16 protein-coding genes and 1 pseudogene are annotated in these 21,244 nt (G+C 72.6%); 7 read left to right on the plus strand and 10 right to left on the minus strand.

The genetic code is table 11. The features are described from left to right. Positions 1 to 98: 98 nt before the first annotated feature. Positions 99 to 452, minus strand: coding sequence for a DUF192 domain-containing protein (locus ACFVFR_RS19665; RefSeq protein ID WP_383703385.1), 354 nt, complete (start codon positions 450 to 452; stop codon positions 99 to 101). 412 nt (positions 453 to 864) lie between these two features. Between ACFVFR_RS19665 and ACFVFR_RS19670 the strand changes: the two genes are divergently transcribed. After that, positions 865 to 1,626: a prepilin peptidase gene (locus ACFVFR_RS19670; protein ID WP_383703290.1), complete on the plus strand. Its 762-nt coding sequence runs from the start codon at positions 865 to 867 to the stop codon at positions 1,624 to 1,626. A 221-nt stretch (positions 1,627 to 1,847) separates the two neighbouring features. Here ACFVFR_RS19670 and mgrA read toward each other — a convergent pair whose 3' ends face one another. Further along, entirely contained in the window at positions 1,848 to 2,882 is a 1,035-nt protein-coding gene (mgrA, locus tag ACFVFR_RS19675; protein WP_383703292.1) for an L-glyceraldehyde 3-phosphate reductase, read from the minus strand. A gap of 179 nt (positions 2,883 to 3,061) precedes the next feature. Here mgrA and ACFVFR_RS19680 point away from each other — a divergent pair, with 179 nt between their 5' ends. From ACFVFR_RS19680 to ACFVFR_RS19695, 4 genes are all read left to right on the plus strand, one after another. After that, positions 3,062 to 3,823 carry an isoprenyl transferase gene (locus tag ACFVFR_RS19680; protein ID WP_383703294.1) on the plus strand — a complete coding sequence of 254 codons (762 nt, stop codon included), beginning with the start codon at positions 3,062 to 3,064 and terminating at the stop codon, positions 3,821 to 3,823. 382 nt (positions 3,824 to 4,205) lie between these two features. Next, positions 4,206 to 5,528, plus strand: coding sequence for a PhoH family protein (locus ACFVFR_RS19685; RefSeq protein WP_383703296.1), 1,323 nt, complete (start codon positions 4,206 to 4,208; stop codon positions 5,526 to 5,528). Positions 5,529 to 5,920: 392 nt separating this feature from the next. Then, positions 5,921 to 6,685, plus strand: coding sequence for a lytic transglycosylase domain-containing protein (locus tag ACFVFR_RS19690; protein ID WP_383703298.1), 765 nt, complete (start codon positions 5,921 to 5,923; stop codon positions 6,683 to 6,685). A 123-nt stretch (positions 6,686 to 6,808) separates the two neighbouring features. Continuing rightward, positions 6,809 to 8,455 carry an AI-2E family transporter gene (locus tag ACFVFR_RS19695; RefSeq protein WP_383703300.1) on the plus strand — a complete coding sequence of 549 codons (1,647 nt, stop codon included), beginning with the start codon at positions 6,809 to 6,811 and terminating at the stop codon, positions 8,453 to 8,455. A 532-nt stretch (positions 8,456 to 8,987) separates the two neighbouring features. On the opposite strand, the gene ACFVFR_RS19700 is transcribed toward ACFVFR_RS19695, so the two are convergent. Together ACFVFR_RS19700 and ACFVFR_RS19705 are read right to left on the minus strand one after the other, a co-directional pair. Continuing rightward, complete coding sequence (locus ACFVFR_RS19700; RefSeq protein WP_383703302.1) at positions 8,988 to 9,521, minus strand: alkyl hydroperoxide reductase; 534 nt, start codon at positions 9,519 to 9,521, stop codon at positions 8,988 to 8,990. Positions 9,522 to 9,545: 24 nt separating this feature from the next. Next, positions 9,546 to 10,103, minus strand: a complete 558-nt coding sequence (locus tag ACFVFR_RS19705; protein WP_383703304.1) for a peroxiredoxin — start codon at positions 10,101 to 10,103, stop codon at positions 9,546 to 9,548. Positions 10,104 to 10,239: 136 nt separating this feature from the next. On the opposite strand from ACFVFR_RS19705, the gene ACFVFR_RS19710 reads away from it, so the two are divergent. Continuing rightward, entirely contained in the window at positions 10,240 to 11,199 is a 960-nt protein-coding gene (locus ACFVFR_RS19710) for a LysR substrate-binding domain-containing protein (protein ID WP_383703387.1), read from the plus strand. A gap of 184 nt (positions 11,200 to 11,383) precedes the next feature. On the opposite strand, the gene ACFVFR_RS19715 is transcribed toward ACFVFR_RS19710, so the two are convergent. The 5 genes and pseudogenes from ACFVFR_RS19715 to ACFVFR_RS19735 all read right to left on the minus strand — a co-directional run bounded on the left by ACFVFR_RS19715 (position 11,384) and on the right by ACFVFR_RS19735 (position 16,577). After that, positions 11,384 to 13,828, minus strand: coding sequence for an FtsX-like permease family protein (locus tag ACFVFR_RS19715; RefSeq protein ID WP_383703306.1), 2,445 nt, complete (start codon positions 13,826 to 13,828; stop codon positions 11,384 to 11,386). Then, the gene (locus tag ACFVFR_RS19720; protein ID WP_383703308.1) at positions 13,825 to 14,511 is read right to left on the minus strand and encodes an ABC transporter ATP-binding protein; all 687 of its coding nucleotides are present in this window, start codon (positions 14,509 to 14,511) and stop codon (positions 13,825 to 13,827) included. The genes ACFVFR_RS19715 and ACFVFR_RS19720 overlap by 4 nt, the downstream gene beginning before the upstream one ends. Next, positions 14,508 to 15,032, minus strand: coding sequence for a PadR family transcriptional regulator (locus ACFVFR_RS19725; RefSeq protein WP_383703310.1), 525 nt, complete (start codon positions 15,030 to 15,032; stop codon positions 14,508 to 14,510). The genes ACFVFR_RS19720 and ACFVFR_RS19725 overlap by 4 nt, the downstream gene beginning before the upstream one ends. A 346-nt stretch (positions 15,033 to 15,378) precedes the next feature. Next, positions 15,379 to 15,576, minus strand: a pseudogene (locus tag ACFVFR_RS19730) (hypothetical protein); the annotation flags it as partial. Positions 15,577 to 15,617: 41 nt separating this feature from the next. After that, on the minus strand, positions 15,618 to 16,577 hold the full coding sequence (locus tag ACFVFR_RS19735) for an SPFH domain-containing protein (RefSeq protein ID WP_383703312.1): 960 nt from the start codon (positions 16,575 to 16,577) through the stop codon (positions 15,618 to 15,620). A 257-nt stretch (positions 16,578 to 16,834) separates the two neighbouring features. On the opposite strand from ACFVFR_RS19735, the gene ACFVFR_RS19740 reads away from it, so the two are divergent. After that, positions 16,835 to 19,336 carry a transglycosylase domain-containing protein gene (locus tag ACFVFR_RS19740; protein WP_383703314.1) on the plus strand — a complete coding sequence of 834 codons (2,502 nt, stop codon included), beginning with the start codon at positions 16,835 to 16,837 and terminating at the stop codon, positions 19,334 to 19,336. Between the two features lie 105 nt (positions 19,337 to 19,441). Here the strand turns inward: ACFVFR_RS19740 and ACFVFR_RS19745 are convergent, their stop codons facing one another. Then, positions 19,442 to 20,905, minus strand: coding sequence for a catalase (locus ACFVFR_RS19745; RefSeq protein ID WP_383703389.1), 1,464 nt, complete (start codon positions 20,903 to 20,905; stop codon positions 19,442 to 19,444). Positions 20,906 to 21,244: the final 339 nt, after the last annotated feature.

Below are 21,244 nucleotides of genomic sequence, written 5' to 3' on the forward strand. Positions count from 1 at the left end.
GGCCTACAGTCACTTACGCACTGCTCACACGCGACGAGCTGGAAGTGCATCGCGCGGACCTGCCCGCATCCTCCTGCCCTGGGAGGGGTGCGTCCGCGTCAGGGAGACGAGCCACCAGCCGTCGCAGTGGTGCTACGACCAGGGGGCGGGTCGATGCTGACGCGCACCCCGGGACGCAGCCCCCAACGCTCCATCGCGCCCGCCTCCGCCTCCAGGACATGGCGCGCGCGTGGCCGCGGCAACCCCAGCCGACCGGGCCGCATGGTGCGCACACTGAGGACGGTCAGCCCACGGTCGAGGTAGGCCACGTCGATGGCGAACCGCATCCGGAAGGTGTGCACCCCGCTCGCCGGGCTCAGCAGCAGCGCGCCGGTGATCCCCGTACGACCCAACAGCCCCCGGGTGCGCGCGCGGTAGGACGCGGCGATCTCCAGTGGCACCTCCCACGCCACCCCCGTCGGCCAGCCCGCCCCCGCGGGCCACCCCGGCGCCGCGCCCGAGGCCGTGTCCGGCGGCGCCCCCGCCGCGCCGCCCCGCGCCCGGTCCGCCGACGGCCCGGACGGTGTCCGCCCCGCCACGCCGCCACCCCCCGCGCCGTCCCCCGCCTCGCCCACCGGTGAGCCGTCCGCCGTGTGCTCCCGCCCGCGCGGTACGTACAACGCGCCCAGGCCGTCGCGCCAACGCCCCATCCCCGCCACTCTCCCTCGCCCCTTCGCCGTGTGCCGCCGCGTCCGCCACCCCTCGCCCGCCGCCGGTCGGCGCGCGGGGCGCCGACCGCGCCGCCGTACGGGCGTGGCCGCCCGCCCAGCACCGGGTTCTACCAGTCCCACCGGCGCGCCGGGCCCGCTTCCGTAGGCTCGGCGCGTGCACGCACTGCTGATAGCCCTCGCCGCCGGATACGGCGTCGCCGTCGGCCTCCTCGTGGGTCGCCCGCGGTTCCGGCTGGCCGTCCAGCCCGACGAGCCCTGGCGCGCCGCGTGCCCCCGGGGCCATCCGATCACCGGGCCCGCCGCCGGCTGGCTCGGCCTCGCCCGGTGCGGCCCGTGCGGACGCGCCGCGACGGAGGCCGGAGCCGGGACGTACGGGCCCGGCGGGGTGCTGACGGCCGGCGTCTGCGCGCTGGTCTGCGCGGCCCTGGCGACGGCCGTCGGCGCGCGCCCGGAGCTGGCGGTGTGGCTGCTGCTGGCACCGCTGAGCGTCCTGCTGGCCGGGGTGGACCTGGCCGTGCACCGACTGCCCGACGTCCTGACCCTGCCGATGGCGCCCGCCGCCGCCGCGCTGCTGGGCGGGGCGGCGCTGCTGCCCGGAGCGGCGGGGTCATGGTCACGCGCCGTGTTCGGCGGGCTCGCCCTGGGCGGTGCCTATTTTGTGCTGTTTCTCATCCATCCCGCGGGCATGGGCTTCGGCGACGTCAAACTGGCGGTGACGCTCGGGGTCGCCCTCGGGTGGTACGGCTGGGACGTGCTCCTCCTCGGCGCCTTCACCGGCCTCCTGCTGGGCGCCTGCTCCGGCGTCGCCCTGGTCCTGGCGGGGCGGGCGGGGCGTGGGACGGCGCTCGCGTTCGGCCCTTTCATGATCGTCGGGGCCGGTGTCGGCGTCCTGCTCGGCGGCCTCGCCGCGCGCTGAGACGAGATCGCACCGCGCCGTTCCCGTCGCGGGTGCACGCAACATCCCTCACGAAGGGTTATGGTGGAAACCCCCCCTCGGGCCGGTCCGTATCCCCCCCACGGACCGGCCCGCTTTTTGTGCCCGCCCGGCCCGGCCACCGCGCCGGGCCGGCGCCGGCGCCGGCCCGGGGGGACGCGCCGGCGGCGCGGGCCGCGCGTTCCCGCCCGACGGGCCCGTGCCTAGCGGCGGGCCCAGATGTTCACGCCCTCGGTGCTCCGCGCGTACTGGTCGATCTCCGCCAGCTCCGCGTCGGTCAGCGGCGCCGCGCCCAGCGCCGCCACGTTGGCCTCCAGCTGGCGCACGCTGGACGCGCCGATCAGCGCCGAGGTCATCCGCGGGTCGCGCAGCACCCAGCCCAGCGCGAGCTGGGCCAGCGACTGACCGCGCCGGGCGGCGATGTCGTTCAGCCCGCGCAGCCGCCGCACCACCTCCTCGGTCAGCAGCTCGGGCCGCAGCGACTTGCCCTGCGTGGCCCGCGAGCCCTCCGGGATGCCGCTCAGGTACTTGTCGGTGAGCATGCCCTGGGCCAGCGGGGCGAAGGCGATGCAGCCCATCCCCTCGGCCTCCAGCGTGTCCAGGAGCGCGTCATCCTCGGTCCAGCGGTTGATCATCGAGTACGAGGGCTGGTGGATCAGCGCCGGCACGCCCATCTCCCGCAGCAGCCGCGCGGCCTCGGCGGTCTGCTCGGCGGTGTAGGAGGACACGCCCACGTACAGCGCCTTGCCCTGCCGCACCGCCGAGGCCAGTGCGCCCATCGTCTCGGCCAGCGGCGTGTCGGGGTCGTAGCGGTGGGAGTAGAAGATGTCCACGTAGTCCACACCCATCCGGCGCAGCGAGGCGTCCAGCGAGGACAGCAGGTACTTGCGCGAGCCCCACTCCCCGTACGGCCCCGGGTGCATCAGGTAGCCGGCCTTCGTGGAGAGGACCAGCTCGTCCCGGTACGGCCGGAAGTCCTGGGCCAGCAGCTTGCCGAAGTTCAGCTCGGCCGACCCGGGCGGCGGGCCGTAGTTGTTGGCCAGGTCGAAATGGGTGATGCCCAGGTCGAACGCGCGGCGCAGGATCTCGCGCTGGGAGGTCAGGCCACGGTCGTCGCCGAAGTTGTGCCACAGGCCCAGCGAGATCGCCGGCAGCCTGAGACCGCTGTGCCCGCTGCGCCGGTACTCCATGGAGTCGTAGCGGTCGTCGGCGGCACGGTAGGGGGAGTTGTCGTTCACGGGGTTCCTGCCTCCGGCATCGCGTGGTCGCTCCCCGGTCGTGGGGTCTGTCCCCGCCGACGCTATACGCACGTGACCGGCCCAGCTTCGCCGAACCCCCGCCCCGGCAGTAGGGTGGCGCCCTTGGAGCGGCGCCACGGACGAAGACGAAGACGCCGCGGCATGGAGGGCTGGAGAACGTGAAGCTGCGCGACCTGGTGTACGGGCTCTACGCACGCCGGGTGGAATGGCGCCTCGATCACGACCAGGTGCCCAAGCACATCGGCGTCATCCTCGACGGGAACCGGCGCTGGGCACGCGCCGCCGGAGGCACCACCGCCCAGGGGCACATCGCCGGGGCCAACAAGATCCGCGAACTCCTCGGCTGGTGCACCGAGACGGACGTCGAGGTCGTCACCCTGTGGATGCTCTCCACGGACAACCTGGGCCGCCCCGACGACCAACTCCAGCCCCTGCTGCGCATCATCGAGGGCGCCGTACGCGACCTGGCCGCCGACGGCCGCTGGCGGGTGCACCACGTGGGCACGCTCGACCTGCTGCCCGCCCAGACCCAGCACGTGCTGAAGGAGGCCGAGGAGGCCACCCGGCACGTGAACGGAATAATCGTCAACGTCGCCGTCGGCTACGGCGGGCGACAGGAGATCGCGGACGCGGTGCGCTCGCTGCTCCTGGACCACGCCAGCCGGGGCACCACGTTCGAGGAGCTGGCCGAGGTCGTCGACGTCGAGATGATCGCCGAGCACCTCTACACCCGGGGCCAGCCCGACCCCGACCTGGTCATCCGCACCAGCGGCGAGCAGCGCCTGTCCGGCTTCATGCTCTGGCAGAGCGCGCACTCCGAGTACTACTTCTGCGAGGTTTTCTGGCCCGCGTTCCGCAAGGTGGACTTCCTGCGTGCGCTGCGTGACTACGCGGCACGCCATCGGCGATACGGCGGTTAACGGCACGTAACGCCAGGGAACGGCAGACGACGAATCGCCGACGTTGTCATATGCCCGGGCATGGGCCGCTCAGTTGACGGGAATGTTCCTCTCACGTCGGCACCCCGCCCCTGGGGTGTCGAAATGCCAGCGGGCGGCATGGGGCCGCCCGCCCGGGAGGGCCTTTGCACCAGGACGCCCGTGCCGATCGGATGGCGCGGCCCCGGCTCCGCCACCCCTTCGTGGACGGTGTTCGCGAGGGGTCGCCACGCGGCCCCCGCAGGGCCCGGGTCCCGGCCCGTCGCCCCGCTTCGGACGGGGCCCGCGTCCCGCCGAGGACGGGGGCAACCCACTCCCGCGACGCCGTCGCACCCCAACCTCTCCCGAGGGGGTTCGTCCACCCGTGGTGACCAGCAAGAAACGCCGCGAGCACGACCGGCGCACCTATGTCCTCGACACCAGCGTCCTGTTGGCCGACCCAGGCGCCATGGCCCGCTTCGACGAGCACGAAGTCGTGCTGCCCGTCGTCGTGGTCACGGAGCTTGAGGCCAAGCGGGCCCACCCCGAACTGGGGTACTTCGCCCGGCAGGCGCTGCGTCTGCTCGACGAGTACCGCGTCCGCTTCGGCCGGCTCGACGCCCCGATCCCGATCGGCGACCTCGGCGGCACGCTGCGCGTCGAGCTCAACCACTCGGACCCGGGCATCCTGCCGGCCGGCTTCCGGCTGGGGGACAACGATTCCCGCATCCTGGCCGTCGCCAGAAACCTCCAGGCCGAGGGGTACGACGTCACCGTCGTCTCCAAGGACCTGCCGCTGCGCATCAAGGCGTCGTCGGTGGGCCTGCTGGCCGAGGAGTACCGGGCGGAACTCGCCATCACGGACTCGGGCTGGACCGGCATGGCCGAGCTGACCGTACCGCCGGACCAGGTGGACGAGTTGTTCGCCGCCGAGACCGCCTTTCTGCCCGAGGCGGCCGAGCTGCCCGTGCACACCGGCCTGGTCCTCCAGTCGGTGCGCGGCAAGGCGCTCGGCCGGGTCACCGCGGACGGGGCCGTCAGACTGGTGCGCGGCGACCGGGAGGCGTTCGGCATCCACGGACGGAGCGCCGAGCAGCGCATCGCGCTCGACCTGCTGCTCGACCCGGAGGTGGGCATCGTCTCGATGGGCGGTCGAGCCGGCACGGGCAAGTCGGCGCTGGCGCTGTGCGCCGGGCTGGAGTCGGTCCTGGAGCGGCGTCAGCACCGCAAGGTGATGATCTTCCGGCCGCTGTACGCGGTGGGCGGCCAGGAGCTGGGCTATCTGCCGGGCAACGAGTCCGAGAAGATGAGCCCCTGGGCGCAGGCGGTCTTCGACACCCTCTCGGCGGTCACCACGGCCGAGGTCATCGAGGAGATCGTGGGCCGGGGCATGCTGGAGGTCCTGCCGCTCACGCACATCCGGGGCCGCTCGCTGCACGACGCGTTCGTGATCGTCGACGAGGCGCAGTCACTCGAACGGAACGTTCTGCTGACCGTTCTGTCCCGCATCGGGGCCAATTCGCGTGTCGTCCTCACCCATGACGTGGCGCAACGCGACAACCTTCGGGTCGGCCGGTACGACGGCGTGGTCGCGGTCGTCGAGAAACTGAAGGGCCATCCGCTCTTCGCGCACGTCACGCTCACCCGCTCGGAGCGCTCACCCATCGCGGCTCTGGTGACCGAGATGCTGGAGGAGGGGCGGGTTTAGTCCGACTCGTCGGTACGGCGCCGCGCGGCGAAGCCTGGGAGCTTAGCCGCGCGGCGCCTTGTCGCGCTTGCGTTTCCTCGATTAGGTGCCGCCAAACGCCATGTGAGCTTTCCCACGCAGTGGAGAATTGCGTCCGGGTCCCGGCTCCGGCAGGGTGTGGGTCCTGTCAGGCCCCGCATACGACACAGCCTCAACCCCAGCGTTGAGGCGCCTCTTGAACAGCAGAACTGAACAGCGTTCGTCGTATGCCGCCCGAGCACCACGCGAACCTCCTCGGAGGGCGCACCGGGTCCGTGCCTCCCGTGACCAGCCGATCCCCGCACCCTGGGGAGCGGACAAGGGAAGCCAGCGCCAGGGGCACGATTGCGCCCGCGAGGTCACCTATGCGGGCGATGCTGGAAGGAAACCGTGTGAGCCGGATCTCGGTCCGGGGATTCGCAGTGGCTTCGGCCACCGCGGTCACCACCGTCGGCGCCGTCGTGGGCGTCGCGTCAGGTAGCGACAAGGGCTCGACCACCGAACCGGTCGAGGCCGCCGCGGCCGACGCGACAGTCCTTGCGGAGATCCCCGCCGGGCAGCAGGCCCAGGCGCAGACCGCATCCCTGACGCAGCAGGCAGCCGTCCAGTCGACCGCCGCCGACGCGGAGGCCAAGAAGTCCGCCGAGGAAGCGGCTCGCAAGCAGGCGGCCAAGGACGCGTCGGCCAAGAAGGTCGCCGCGGACAAGGAGAAGGCCGAGAAGGAGAAGGCGGAGAAGGAAGCGGCGGAGAAGAAGGCCGCCGAGGAGCGCGAGAAGAAGGACGAGATCGCCAGCCGGTCCGCCACTCGCGACTCCGCCTCGACGTCCTTCCCGCAGCAGAGCTCCTACTCGGTCGCCGAGGTCCAGGCGATGGCCCGCCAGATCGTGCCGGCCGACCAGTTCCAGTGCTTCAGCAACATCGTGAACCACGAGAGCACCTGGAACTACAAGGCCACCAACCCGTCCTCGGGCGCGTACGGCCTGGTGCAGGCGCTTCCCGCCTCGAAGATGTCCTCCGCGGGCGCCGACTGGCAGACCAATCCGGCCACGCAGATCAAGTGGGGCCTGAGCTACATGAACGGCAAGTACCAGAGCCCGTGTGGCGCCTGGTCGTTCTGGCAGTCCAACCACTGGTACTAGAACCGCCAGGCCCGCTCCGGGGCCACGTGACGTCACCAAGCCCCCGACCGCGACCGGTCGGGGGCTTCGTGTGTGTAACGTCGTCCCGGACGGCCTTGGGGGAGTGGGGGTAGGAACAGATACATGTCCAGATTGCCACGGTGGGTCGGCGGTCTCGGGGCCGGCTTGACCCGGCTCGCCGAGCGGCTCGACGCACAACGCACGGACGCGGACCCGTCCGCGTCCGACGAGCCACGCGACGCCATACGTACGCCCGAGGCACGACCGTCCGACGCTGACCGGGCCGCCGGCGCCGGAGAGCCCACGACCGGCGCGGCCCCGGCCGCGCCCGCCACGCCGCGCGTCGCCGACCGGCCGCCGACGTCGGCCCGCCCGCTCGCCCCGGCGGAGCCCGCCGCGGAGGCGCAGGTGCCCGCGCCGCCGATGTACGCGCCGGCCGTAGCGCCCCGCGCGGACCCGGTGGCCGCCGTCCCCTGGGGGGTGCGGGTGGCCGCCGAGGTGAGCTGGCGGTTGTTGGTCCTCGCGGGCACGGTCTGGGTGCTGATGCGGGTGATCAGCGCGGTGCGCCTGGTGGTGCTCGCCTTCGTGGCGGCGCTGCTGATCACCGCGCTGCTCGAACCGACGGTCTCCCGCCTCCGGCGCCGGGGCGTGCCCCGAGGTCTGGCCACCGCCATCGTCTTCATCTCGGGCTTCGTCGTGATGGGCCTGGTGGGCTGGTTCGTCGTCTGGCAGGTGATGGAGAACCTGGACTCGCTCTCCGACCGGGTCCAGGACGGCATCGAGGAACTGCGTCGCTGGCTGCTGAACAGCCCGTTCCACGTGACCGAGGACCAGATCAACGACATCGCGAAGAACCTGCGCGAGTCGATCGGGGACAACACCGAGGAGATCACCTCGGCCGGTCTGGAGGGTGTGACGTTCATCGTCGAGCTGCTGACCGGCATCATGCTCGCGATGTTCAGCACGCTCTTCCTGCTCTACGACGGGCCCAAGATCTGGAACTGGGTGCTCAAGCTCTTCCCCGCCTCCGCCCGCGAGGGGGTGGCGGGCGCCGGGCCGCGTGCCTGGCGGACGCTGACCGGGTACGTACGGGGCACGGTGATAGTGGCCCTCATCGACGCGATCTTCATCGGCGTCGGCATCTTCTTCCTGGACGTGCCGATGGCGGTGCCGCTGGCCGTCTTCATCTTCCTGTTCGCCTTCATCCCGCTGGTCGGCGCCGTCATGTCGGGCGCGCTCGCGGTGGTGGTGGCACTGGTGACGCAGGACGTGTTCACCGCGGCGATGGTGCTGATCGTGGTGCTCGCGGTGCAGCAGATCGAGGGCCACGTGCTCCAGCCGTTCATCCTGGGCCGGGCCGTGCGGGTGCACCCGCTGGCGGTGGTGCTCTCGGTCGCCGCGGGCTCGCTGATCGCGGGCATCGGCGGCGCGGTGGTCGCGGTACCGCTGGTGGCCGTCGCCAACACCGTCGTCGGCTACCTGCGGGCGCACGCCAAGGAGCAGGCGATGCGCGCGGCACCGGGCCCGCACGGGGCGACGGTGGCCGAGCTCGCGCCGGTCGCCCCCGTACCCGGCCTCGGCGCGACGGCCACGACGGCGCCCGCGCCCGGATCGGCCTCGGCGCCCGTGCCCGCGCCCGGGACAGCCACCGAGCCGGCGTCCGGATCGGCGTCGGCGCCCGCGCCCCAGGGGTCGGGGCAGTCGGAGGCGGCGCCGCCACGGGAGGCGCCCGCCGCGCCGCCGGACCGGGAACAGCCGCCAGCCGACTGACGACGCCGCACCACACCCTCCCCGGGCCCCCGCCCCACACGGCGGGGGCCCGGCCGCGTTCCACACGGCGGGGGCCCGGCCGCGTCCCGCCCAGGTCGCCACCTGGTCGTCCCGGGACGCCGTCGCCGCGCCGTCCGGCCGCTCCGGGAGTCTCGCCCGGCCGGTCGTCCCGAGACGCCGGCGGCGGGCTTCGCCCCGCCGTAGCCCGGGCGTGTCGGGCAGGCGGGCTCGCGCGACACGCCGTGCGGCCACGCGGGTGACGCTCGTCTGGCCTACGCGCGAGCCGGCGCGATCACCCGCACGGCGCAGCCGTGAGCGGGCCCGCCCCGCCACCCCCGCGTCCGGCCCGGGAACCGCGTACGCCCCGGGGCGGGTGGGGCGCCGGGGAACGCGGACGGCTCGGGAAACGCGCGGGCCCCGTGGACAGTGAGATGTCCACGGGGCCTTCGTGCGGGGGGTGGCGCGTGCGTACCAGCGGCGTGCGCCGCGCCATCGTGCCGTACGGGTCGTACAGGTGGGGCCGGCTCGCCGACTACTCGGCCAGCGTGGCCTCGGCGTCGAGCGTGGTGCCGACGGCCTGCAGCACGGAGGCGATCTTGAACGCCTCCTGGACCGTCTCGCGGTCCACGCCGGCCTTGCGGAGCACCTGCTCGTGCGAGTCCAGGCACATGCCGCAGCCGTTGACGGCGGAGACCGCGAACGACCACAGCTCGAAGTCGATCTTGTCCACGCCCGGGTTGCCGATGACGTTCATCCGCAGGCCCGCGCGCAGGTTGCCGTACTCCGGGTCCGACAGCAGGTGCCGGGTCCGGTAGAAGACGTTGTTCATCGCCATGATGGCGGCGGCCGACTTGGCCGCGGTGTACGCCTCGGCGGACAGGTTGGCCTTGGCCTCCGGCTCCAGCTCCCGCAGGACGCGCGGCGAGCGGGAGGCGATCGCGCAGGAGAGCACGGTGCCCCACAGCTGCTGCTGCGGCAGGTTGGAGTTGCCGATCACCGAACCGAGGTTCAGCTTGAGGTCCTTGGCGTAATCCGGTATGGCGGACTTCAGTTCATCGAGTGCCACGGGGTGTTCCTCAGTCTCGTGTGATTACTCGCCGGAGAGCAGCGCGACCGGGTCCAGGGTCTCGTCGCCCTTGGTCCAGTTGCAAGGGCACAACTCGTCGGTCTGCAGGGCGTCGAGGACCCGCAGGACCTCCTTGGGGTTACGGCCCACGGAGCCGGCGGTGACCATGGTGAACTGGATCTCGTTGTTCTGGTCCACGATGAAGACGGCGCGCTGCGCGAAGCCGTCCGCACCCTCGACGCCGAGGGCGCGCATCAGCTCGTGCTTGGAGTCGGCCAGCATCGGGAAGGGCAGGTCGGCCAGGTCCGGGTGGTCCTTGCGCCAGGCGTGGTGCACGAACTCGGAGTCGCCGGAGACGCCGAGGATCTTGGCGTCACGGTCGGCGAACTCGTCGTTCAGCTTGCCGAACGCGGCGATCTCGGTGGGGCAGACGAAGGTGAAGTCCTTGGGCCAGAAGAAGACGACCGACCAGGCGTTCTTCTGGTCCTCCGAGCTGTACTCCTTGATCTCCAGCTTGTCGACGGACGGGCCTTCGACGCCGAGGAGCTTCCAGGCGGGGAACTGGTCACCAACAGTGAGCACGGGCTCTCCTTGTGAGCAAGGAAACCCCTGTGACAGGAGTTTCCTGGGGGGCTGGACGAATGCCACAGTGCCACACAAGCTATTGATCAAAGAAATAGCTAAACTGGGAGTAGTTGATCGGAGGTGGTTATCAGTGGTGGCGCCCGTCACACCCGGGAGCAGGCCCCGGCAGCCCAGTCTCGCTCAGCTTCGTGCCTTCGCGGCCGTGGCCGAGCACCTGCACTTTCGCGACGCCGCAGCCGCCATCGGGATGAGCCAGCCCGCCCTGTCGGGGGCCGTGGCCGCGCTGGAGGAGTCGCTCGGCGTGCAGCTGCTTGAGCGTACGACGCGCAAGGTGCTGCTCTCCCCGGCGGGGGAGCGGCTGGCCGGTCGGGCCCGTACGGTTCTGGACGCGGTCGGCGACCTGATGGAGGAGGCCGAGGCCGCGCGGGCTCCCTTCACCGGCGTACTGCGACTGGGCGTGATCCCCACCGTCGCGCCGTACCTGCTGCCGACCGTGCTGCGGCTGGTGCGCACGTGCTACCCGAAGCTCGACCTCCAGGTGCACGAGGAGCAGACCGGCTCGCTGCTGGACGGGCTCGCCCACGGGCGGCTGGACCTGCTGCTGCTCGCGGTGCCGCTCGGGGTCCCGCAGGTCACCGAGTTGCCGCTGTTCGAAGAGGACTTCGTGCTGGTCATGCCGAAGGACCACAGGCTCGGCGGGCGCGGTGACCTGCCGCGCGAGGCGCTGCGGGAGCTGGATCTGCTGCTGCTCGACGAGGGCCACTGCCTGCGTGACCAGGCGCTGGACATCTGCCGCGAGGTGGGGCGCAGCCCGGGTGCCCCGGTGGCCACCAGCGCGGCCGGGCTCTCCACGCTGGTCCAACTCGTGGCCGGCGGGCTCGGCGTGACGCTGTTGCCGCGTACCGCGCTGAAGGTGGAGACCGCCCGCAACGACCAGCTGACCACGGGCTGCTTCGCCGACCCGGCCCCCTCGCGACGGATCGCGCTCGCGATGCGCACCGGGGCGGCCCGGCAGGGCGAGTTCGAGTCCTTCGCGCAGGCCCTCCGCAAGGCGATGCGCGCCCTGCCGGTACGGCTGGCACAGACGCCCTGAGCCGTCGCCGGCCCCACCGCTCCCCGCCGCGGGCTGTCGCCTCGCGCGGGTGAGCGGAGCGCGGACGACCGGCGGCCAGGTGCCCGTACGGCCCCGGGGACGGGCCCGCCAGCCGACCGCCGCGGGGGTGGCCGGCCCGGGCGAGCGGGTGGCGGCGTCGTACGGCAGGCCCGTCCGGTCGGCCTCACTCCGTCCGCAGGCCGTCCGGGCGCATCATGCGCCACAGGGGCGGCAGGCTGACCAGGGTCACCAGGGCGACGACGGCGGCGCCGATGCCGACCATGGGGAGCATGGACGTCCAGTCGTGTACGGGCCGGTCGACCATCTTCAGCAGGACCACGCCGAGCGCCGCGCCGCCGCCGACCGAGAGCAGCAGGCCGATGAGCATCGGGATCGCCGTCTGCCACAGCACCGAGCAGGCCAGCGTGGTGCGGCGGGTGCCGAAGGCCACCAGGACCGACAGCAGCCGCTTGCGCTCGCGCAGTTGCTCAAGTTGGGTGACGACCATGGAGGCGCCGATGAGCAGCAGGGTGACCGTGGCGCCGACGAACAGGCCGGTCTGGATGCTCTGGAAGCGCTCGCTGCGCTCCGTCTCGACGAAGACCGACACGTCGCCCGCCGGGTCCAGGCGCATCACCACGTTCCGCAGGTGCTCCACGGCGTCCGGTGCCGAGGGGTCCACGTCCAGCCGCACGGACAGCCCGGTCGGGGTGTCCAGCTTCTCGATCGGCAGTGCCCCGGGGGTGGCCACGATGGCGTTCGCCAGGTCGTCCGAGGCCGAGTCGCGCGGCTTCACGGTGCGGGCCGAGGCCGGCACCGTCCACGGTGACTTCACCGCGCCCGACGTGGCCTCGATGTCGGGCGTGAGGTCGAGGCGGGTGCCGGGCCGGACCGCGATGTCGGGGTCCCGGTGGGCCAGGAAGGTGTCGCCGTCCTGACACGAGGTGAGCTGGTAGAGGGCGCGCAGGCTCGTGCAGTCGGCGACGAGCAGGGTCGTGCCGGTGCTCTGGTCACCCTCGCCGAACGGCGTGCCGGCCAGGGTGAAGGTGGACCGGATGTTGGCCACCACGTCGCGGGTGCCGTGCACCGCGCGGACGGCGGAGATGGCGTGGGTGGCCTGGGCGGTGTCGCTCACGTCCAGCATCACGCCGATGCTCGGGTCGTCGGCGTCCAGCCCGGTACTGGTCTCGAAGTCGCTCTGGACGCCGGCGAACAGCATCTGGATGGCGATCGCACCGGCTACCGCGACGGTGACGCCGCTGATGGTGCGGGCCGCCGTACCGCTGCTGAGCTGGAGCCGGCGAACGGCCAGTTGCCAGGACAGCGGCCCGTTCCCGAAGCGGTTGACGAACCCCTCCACCAGCCAGGGGAGGAGCGTGCTGACACCGATCAGGACGAGCATGGCGCCGGCCGCCACCTGGTAGGTGTTCAGGTCGCTGCCCGCGGCGTAGCTCACGTCGCCGATCATCGGCAGCAGCAGTCCGAAACCGATCGCGGGCAGCGCGAGTCGCCACCACAGCCGGCGCCGCTTCGGCGCCCCGCTGCGCACCACGCCCAGCGGTTCGATGACGATGCCGCGCAGCGCCAACAGGGTGACCAGCACCGCACAGGCCGGGACGGTCACCGCGATCAGCGCGGCGAGCGCGGGGTGGGGGGCGACGTCGGAGGGGAAGACGTTGATGTCCCACACCGTGATCGAGCCGACGAACTGCCGTCCGACCAGGAAGAACGCGCAGCCCACGACCAGCCCGAACAGGGCGCCCACCAGGGATTCGCCGGCCGCGATCCGGTGCGTCATGCGCAGGTCGGCACCGACCAGGCGCAGCGCGGCCAGCCGGCGGTCGCGCTGGTCGCCGCCGAACCGCACCGCCGTACCGACGAACATCGCCACCGGCATCAGCAGCACCACACACACCATGACCACCAGCAGGATGAGCACGGCGCTCATCGGCTCGCTCTCACCGGTCTTGCCGAAGCGGTCGGCGCGTTGGGCGGTGTCGTCGGTGAGCTTGTCGCTGCCGGCGATGTACATCAGCTCCGCGGGGCCGCGCAGCCCCTGGTCACCGATGGTGCCGACGACGCGGTAGTTGGCGAACCGCTCCCGGAGTACCTGGGAGCCGTCCGCGCGCAGCAGGTCGCGCAGGGCGGGGGAGACCAGCATCTCGCCCGGCCGGGGGATGCCCGTGGTGCCCGGCGGCTTGGGCGCCCGCGTGCCCTCCGCGCGCAGCACGTTGCCCACGATCTCCTGGTCGTGCCAGACGGTGCCGCCGTTGATGTGCAGGAAGGTGTCCGGACCGGGCTTGAGGAGCTCCTCGTAGTTCACGGGGACGCCGCGGTTCTCGGTCCGCTCGCCGCGGTTGCTGAGGATGCTGGGCACCGAGGCCGCGAGCAGCAGCAGGGCGACGCCGAGGCCGACGCCGATGCCGGTGAGGGACGTACGCGTCCAGCCCGCCCGGCCGCCGGCGAGCGCGAAGCGCGCGCCGAGACCGAGGTCGCGCAGCCAGGTGGCGAGGCCGGCGCGGGCGCGGACGCCGAGCGGTCGGCCGCCCGCGCTGGGGCTGGCGCCGCCAGGGGCCGGGGCCTGGGCGGCCTCGGTGTCCGGCTCGGTGGTGTGCGATCGCGTGATCATGCGACGCCCGCCATGTCCCGGGCCTTGCCGTCCCGTACGACGACCTCGCGGTCGGAGTACGCGGCCACCCGCGCCTCGTGGGTGACCAGCACCACCGCGGCGCGGGAGGTGCGGGCCGCGTCCGTGAGCAGTTGCATCACGCGCTCGCCGTTGAGGGAGTCGAGCGCGCCGGTGGGCTCGTCGGCGAAGAGCACCCGGGGCCGGGTGACCAACGAGCGCGCCACGGCCACCCGCTGACCCTGACCGCCGGAGACCTCGCCGGGGCGCTGGGCCGCGACGTGGTCCACCTCCAGCCGCTCCAGCCACTCCGCGGCCTGCGCCTCGGCGGCCTTGCGGGCGGTGCCGCCGAGCCGCAGGGGCAGCGCCACGTTCTCCAGGCAGGTCAGCTCCGGGACGAGCTGGCCGAACTGGAAGACGAACCCGAACTCGCCGCGCCGCAGCGCGCTGCGCTCGCGGTCGGGCAGCGAGGACAGCGCCCGGCCGCCGTAGGAGACGGTGCCCGAGTCGGGCTGGACGATCCCGGCCAGGCAGTGCAGCAGCGTGGACTTGCCGGAACCGGAGGGGCCCATGATCGCGACGACCTCGGCCGGGTGGATGGAGAAGTCCGCGCCGTCCAGGGCCGGCGTGGGGCCGTAGGACTTGCGCAGCGCGGAAGCGACGAGCAGGGAGCCGGCGGGGGTCATCCGCGCACCGCCTTGTCGAGTTGGTCGAGCCGGGCCGCGGTGAGTTCGAGCCACCGCAGATCGGCTTCGAGGTGGAACAGCGCGTGGTCGCAGATGAGCTGGTCGGCGAGGTCGCCGTCGCGCTTGCGCTGGGTCAGCTCGCGCATGAGCCGTAGGTGCTCGGCGCGCTGGGTGTCGAGGAGGTCGGCCGCGTCGCGACCGGTGAGGAGCGCGAGGACCACCTTGGTGTAGAGGGTGGACTGAAGGTACGGATCGGGCTTCTCGGGCTGTGCGAGCCACTGCCCGACGTCGGTGATCCCGGCGTCGGTGATGGCGTACCGCTTGCGCTCGGGACCGCCACCGGCCTCTATCCCGTCGACCTCCACGAGGCCGTTCTTCAGCAGCCGGGACATCGTCGAGTAGACCTGGCCGTAGTGCAGCGGGCGATCGTGCCCGAACCGCTCGTCGAAGGCGCGCTTGAGGTCGTAACCGTGGCGGGGCCCGGATTCGAGGAGCCCGAGGAGAGTGTGACCGATGGACATGAGCAGGACTCTACATCATGTGTATACGCACCATGTATAGCCACCGTGCATAGTGCGTTGTCCCTGGTGGGAGGGGTGGGCGAGACAAAAGCGACGCACCGTCGTGGTGACGGTGCGTCGCGGGCGCGCGGGTGGCGCGCAGGCTGGACCGGGTCCGGCCTCGGGTCGGCTAGGTGTCCGGGGGCGGGTCCGGCGCGGTGGTCTCGGGGGCCCGTTCGGGCCCCGGCGGCGGGGTGGGATCGGCGGACTCCGAGGGCGGGGCCTCCCCCGGGGGCTCGGTGGGCCCCGGCGTCGGGGTGGGCCCCGGCGTCGCCGTGGGGCCTGGTGTCGGGGTGGGCCCCGGCGGCTCGGCTGGCTCCGGTGGCGGGGCGGTCTTCGGGGGGCGCCCGCGGCGGGGGATGGCGGCGATGTCGCCGGGCAGTCGGCCCGCGTCCGCGAGGGCCCGCCGCAGCAGGAACTCGACCTGGGCGTTGGCGCTGCGCAGCTCGTCGCTCGCCCAGCGCGCCAGGGCGTCGTGGACGGCCGGGTCGAGCCGCAGCAGCATCTGCCGACGCTGCCGCGACCCGCGCGGGGGGCGCTCCTCGGTCACTGGTAGAGCGAACCCGTGTTCAGCACCGGCTGCGGGGAGCGGTCGCCGCACAGCACGACGAGCAGGTTGCTCACCATCACGGCCTTGCGCTCCGCGTCCAACTCCACGATGTCGCGGTCCGCGATCCGCTCCAGCGCGTCCTCGACCATGCCGACCGCCCCCTCCACGATCTTCTGGCGCGCCGCCACCACGGCCCCGGCCTGCTGTCGCTGGAGCATCGCGGAGGCGATCTCCGGCGCGTACGCCAGGTGCGTGAAGCGGGACTCGATGATCCGTACGCCCGCCGCCTCGACCCGGGCGTGCAGTTCGACGGCGAGCTCCTCGGTGATCTCCTCGGCGTTGCCGCGCAGCGACAGGCCGCCCTCCTCGTGCGCGTCGTAGGGGTACTCGATGGCGATGTGCCGTACGGCCGCCTCGGTCTGGGTGGAGACGAACTCCAGGAAGTCGTCGACCTCGAAGACGGCCTGCGCGGTGTCCTCGACCTTCCAGACGACCACGGCGGCCAGCTCGATCGGGTTGCCGTAGGCGTCGTTGACCTTGAGGACGGCCGTCTCGTGGTTGCGGACCCGGGTGGAGATCTTCTCGCGGCTGGTGAACGGGTTGACCCAGCGCAGCCCGTCGGTGCGGATGGTGCCCCGGTAGCGGCCGAAGAGCTGGACCACGCGGGCCTCGCCGGGCGCGACCGTGTTCAGCCCGCACATCGCGAGGAAGGCGGCGATGGACAGCAGCGGGCCCGCGATGATCAGCGGCACTCCGGCCGCCGGCGAGCCGTCCTTCGCCAGCGCGATGCCGAGGACGAGCGCGGCGATGCCGCCGAAGAGGCCGAGCAGCCCGCCGAGGAGGGCGAGGCCCCCGCTCACGCTGTGCGCGGGAAACTCCCTGACCCGGGGTTCGGGCATCGCGGGCGGGTCGGCGGGCGCCTGGGCGGCGGGCGTCGGTGGCGTGGTGTCGGGCATGGGGGTCCCCCGTCTCGTGGACTGGTCGCGCGCGCCGGGCGGGCCGGTACGCGGGCGGCGAGGTGGTCTCCCTCGTCTAGCAAAGTGCTAACACATTAACCGACGGGGCAACCCTCCGCGACGGTGATGGGTCGGTTCCTGTACGGGGGCGTGCTGATTCTCACGCCCCGAAATGGCTTGATCGATGGGCTTTTGCCGCCTCTTGCGGTGTTAGCTACATGGTCTGACTTGTGGGGTGAATGGGAGCAACGGGAGACATGAGCCGATCGGACGACAGGCGGGCGCGCCAGCGGCGCCCCCGCCGTACGAGGAACGCGAGGAAACCGGCCGGCGCCACGGCGTCCGGCGGGGCGACCGCGCCGATATCCGACGGCGCGCCCCGCGCGGCACACGCCGAGCCCGGCCTGCCCGGCCCCCGGTCCGCGGCCTCGCGCCCGGCTTCGGGTTCGGCTTCGGCCTCGGGTGCGGCCAGGAACGCCCCGCGCTGGGCCGCGCGCGACCCCCGCGGCGCGAAGGGCACCGCGCGGACATCGCGTATCCGCCGCCTCTTCACCTGGAAGAAGCTGCTGGGCTCCGCGTTCGGGCTGGTCGTACTCGCCGTGGGCGCCTTCGCCGCGCTCTACATGGCCGTGGACGTCCCCTCGGGCAACGCCGCCGCCAAGGCCCAGTCCAACGTCTACCGCTACAGCGACGGGACGGTCTTCGCCCGCACCGGCGACATCAACCGCGAGTCGGTGAAGCTGTCCCGGGTCCCCAAGGACGTCCAGCGCGCGTTCGTCGCCGCCGAGAACAAGAACTTCTACAGCGACTCCGGCGTGGACCTCAAGGGCACCACCCGTGGCATCGTCAACACCGTCCTGGGCCGAGGCAAGCAGGGCGGCTCGACCATCACCCAGCAGTACGTCAAGAACTACTACCTCACCCAGGAACAGACCGTCTCCCGCAAGGTCAAGGAGCTGGTCATCGCCCTGAAGGTGGACCGCCAGAAGTCCAAGGACGACATCCTGGAGGGCTACCTCAACACCAGCTACTACGGCCGCAACGCCTACGGCATCCAGGCCGCGGCCCGCGCGTACTACGGCAAGGAGGTCGAGCGGCTGACCGTCGCCGAGGGCGCCTACCTGGCCTCGCTGCTCCAGGCCCCGAGCCAGTACGACTGGGCGGCGGCCGGGCCGGTCGGCAAGAAGCTGGTCACGCGGCGGTGGAACTACGTGCTGGACAACATGGTCGGCGAGAAGTGGCTGGACGGCGACCGGCGCGCGGCCATGAAGTTCCCCGTCCCCCGGGCGCCCAAGGCGATCGCCGGCCACGCCGGGCAGCGCGGCTACCTGGTGAAGCTGGCCGAGCGGGAGCTGGTCAGGGCGGGCGTGAGCGAACAGGACCTGCTCGCCGCCGGCGGCTGGGACATCACGCTCAACATCGACCGGAACAAGCAGCGCTCCCTGGAGCGCGCCGTCGACTCCGAACTGCTGGCCGACCTCAACCCCAAGGCCCGCCCGGTGGACGCGCGGGTCCAGGCGGGCGCCGTCTCGGTGGACCCGAAGACCGGCGGCATCGTCGCCCTCTACGGCGGCCGGGACTACGTCAGGCACTACGTCAACAACGCCACCCGGCGGGACTACCAACCCGCCTCCACGTTCAAGCCGCTGATCCTGGCCGCCGCCCTGGAGAACGACTCCCGCACCCGCGAGGGCCTGCCGATCCGGCCGGGCACGGTCTACGACGGGACCAGCAAGCGGCCGATCCGGGGCAGCGCGACCCCGTTCGCGCCGCCCAACGAGGACGGCCGCAGCTACGGCCCGATCACCGTGCAGCAGGCCATGAACAAGTCCGTCAACTCCGTCTTCGCGCAGATGGCCGTCGATGTCGGCCTCGGCGACGTCAAGCGCACCGCCGTCGATCTCGGCATGAACCCCAAGGCGGGCGGCTTCGACGAGGGGCCGGCCATGTCGCTGGGCGTGATGGGCGCGAGCCCGCTGGACATGGCGGGGGTGTACGCGACGCTGGACAACCACGGCAAGCGGGTCACGCCCACCATCGTGAAGTCGGCCCAGAAGCGCGACGAGCAGGCGGATCTGCCCGAGCCGCTGGGCGAACAGGTCGTCAGCCGGGGCACCGCCGACTCCGTCACCTCCGTGCTCACCGGCGTCGTCGACGACGGCACCGGCTCGGCGGTACGCACCGAGGGGCAGGCCGTGGCGGGCAAGACCGGCACTTCCGACGACAACAAGTCGGCCTGGTTCGTGGGCTACACCCCCGACCTGGTGACGGCCGTCGGCCTGTTCGGCGAGGCCGACCGGAGCCACGGCACGGTCCGGCAGGGCGAACAGGTCTCGCTGCGCGGCGCGGGCGGCGGCGGCCGGGTCAACGGCGGCGCCTACCCGGCGCACATCTGGGCGGCCTACACCCAGGCGGCCCTGCGCGGCCAGGACCCGTCGACCTTCGACCTCGACGCCACCGACACCGGGCCCACCGCCCCGGCGACCCGCGCGCCGAGCGCGCCGCCCCGCACGGTGGCTCCGGAGCCGGACCCAACGACGTCCGAGCCCACCCCGGACCCGTCGACCACCAGCCCCACCCCGACGCCCACCCCGACCCCGACCACCCCGACGCCGCCCCCCACGCCGACGCCGACCGCGCCGACCCCGACCCCGACGCCGACCGCGCCCACTCCGACGCCGACGCCCACGCCGACCGACGAGGGCCCGCCGCCGACCCTCCCGGGCCGCCCGGACCCGGCGCGGCCACCCGGCGGGTAGCCGACGCGCGACCGCCCCGCCGGGCAGCCGGCGGGGCGGTCGGGGAAGCGGTGGCCGTACGGACAGGGGCCGTACGCGGCCGGTCGGCGGGGCCGGCGCGCCGGCTCAGGCCCCGTTGACCAGGGTCGCGATCCGGTCGCCCAGGTTCTTGTCCACCTTGCGCCAGTACTGGAACGCCCGGTCGAGCACCGGCCGGGTGACGCCGTCCAGCAGGTGCTGGGAGACGTTGGTGACCAGCCGTTCGCGCGCCGCGTCGTCGAGCACCTGACGCACCAGCGTGCCCGGCTGCCCGAAGTCGTCGTCCTCGCGTCGCGGCTTGTACGCCTCCCGCACCATCTCGCCCGCCGTCGCCCAGCCGGCCGGCTCGCCGAACCGCGCGGTGTCGGCCTCGGGTCCGCCGTAGGAGTTGGGGGCGTAGACCGCGCCGACCCGGTTGGGCTCGTAGCGCATCGGCCCGTCCTTGGCGTACGAGTGCACGGGGACGTGCGGCCGGTTGGGCGGGAGCTGCGCGTAGTTGGGGCCGATCCGGTACCGGTGGGTGTCCGGGTAGGAGAAGAGCCGGCCGAGCAGCATCTTGTCCGGGGACGGGCCGATGCCGGGCACCAGGTTGGAGGGCTCGAACGCGGCCTGCTCGATGTGGACGAAGAAGTCGTCGGGGTTGCGGTTCAGCGTCATGCGGCCGACCTCGATCAGCGGGTAGTCGCCGTGCGGCCACACCTTGGTCAGGTCGAACGGGTTGAAGCGGTAGTCCGGCGCGTCCGCGAACGGCATGACCTGCACGTACATCGTCCACGTGGGGGCGTCGCCGGCCTCGATCGACTCGTACAGGTCCCGCCGGTGCTTGTCCGCGTCCAGTCCCGCGAGCTCGTCCGCCTCCCGCTGGCTGTAGAACTCGATGCCCTGGTCGGTCTTGAGGTGGTACTTGACCCAGAACCGCTCGCCGCCGCCGTTGACCCACAGGTAGGTGTGCGAGCTGTAGCCGTTCATGTGCCGCCAGGTCTTCGGCACGCCCCGGTCGCCCATCAGCCACGTCACCATGTGCGCCGACTCCGGCGACAGCGTCCAGAAGTCCCACTGCATGTCGTTGCTGCGCAGCCCGGTGGCCGGGTGCCGCTTCTGCGAGCGGATGAAGTCCTGGAACTTCTGCGGGTCGCGGACGAAGAAGACGGGCGTGTTGTTGCCCACCAGGTCGTAGTTGCCGTGCTCGGTGTAGAACTTCAGCGCGAAGCCGCGCGGGTCACGCCAGGTGTCCGGGCTGCCCTGCTCGCCGGCGACCGTGGAGAAGCGGGCCAGCATCTCGCACCGCTTGCCCGGCTGGAAGAGGTCGGCCTTGGTGAACTGGCTGACGTCGTTGGTCACCTCGAAGGTCCCGTACGCCCCGCCGCCCTTGGCGTGCACCACCCGCTCGGGCACCCGCTCCCGGTTGAACTGGGCCATCTTCTCGATCAGGTAGTGGTCCTGGAGCAGAATCGGGCCGTCGGGGCCGACGGTCAGCGAGTGCTCGTCGCTCTCGACCGGGATGCCGGCGTTGTTCGTGGTGTACGGGACGTGCTGCGCGGAGTCGGTCATGGAAACGTCTCCCATCGCGAAAAGGGTGGGACCTTGTCGGATATGTCCACACAGAAGTCAACCCCGCCCCCGACCCGTCGGCAACCGCGTCCCCGCCCCCGGACCCGGCCGTCGGCGGGGCCCGCACGCGGGCGCGGTGCCGGCGCGACAGGCGGCCCCCGTACGACCGTGTGCGACACCGGAGGGCCCGACTACCCCCCAGCGGCCACCCGACACGACATCACGCGCCCCCGGGCGGGCCGGGCGCGCGGGGCGGCCCCGGGCACACGAGAAGGCCCCGCGCGAGGGTTACCCCGCGCGGGGCCGACCGGGACGGGCGCTCCCGCGCGCGATCACCAC

The sequence above is a fragment of the Streptomyces sp. NPDC057702 genome (assembly GCF_042799315.1).
Lineage (GTDB): Bacteria > Actinomycetota > Actinomycetes > Streptomycetales > Streptomycetaceae > Streptomyces.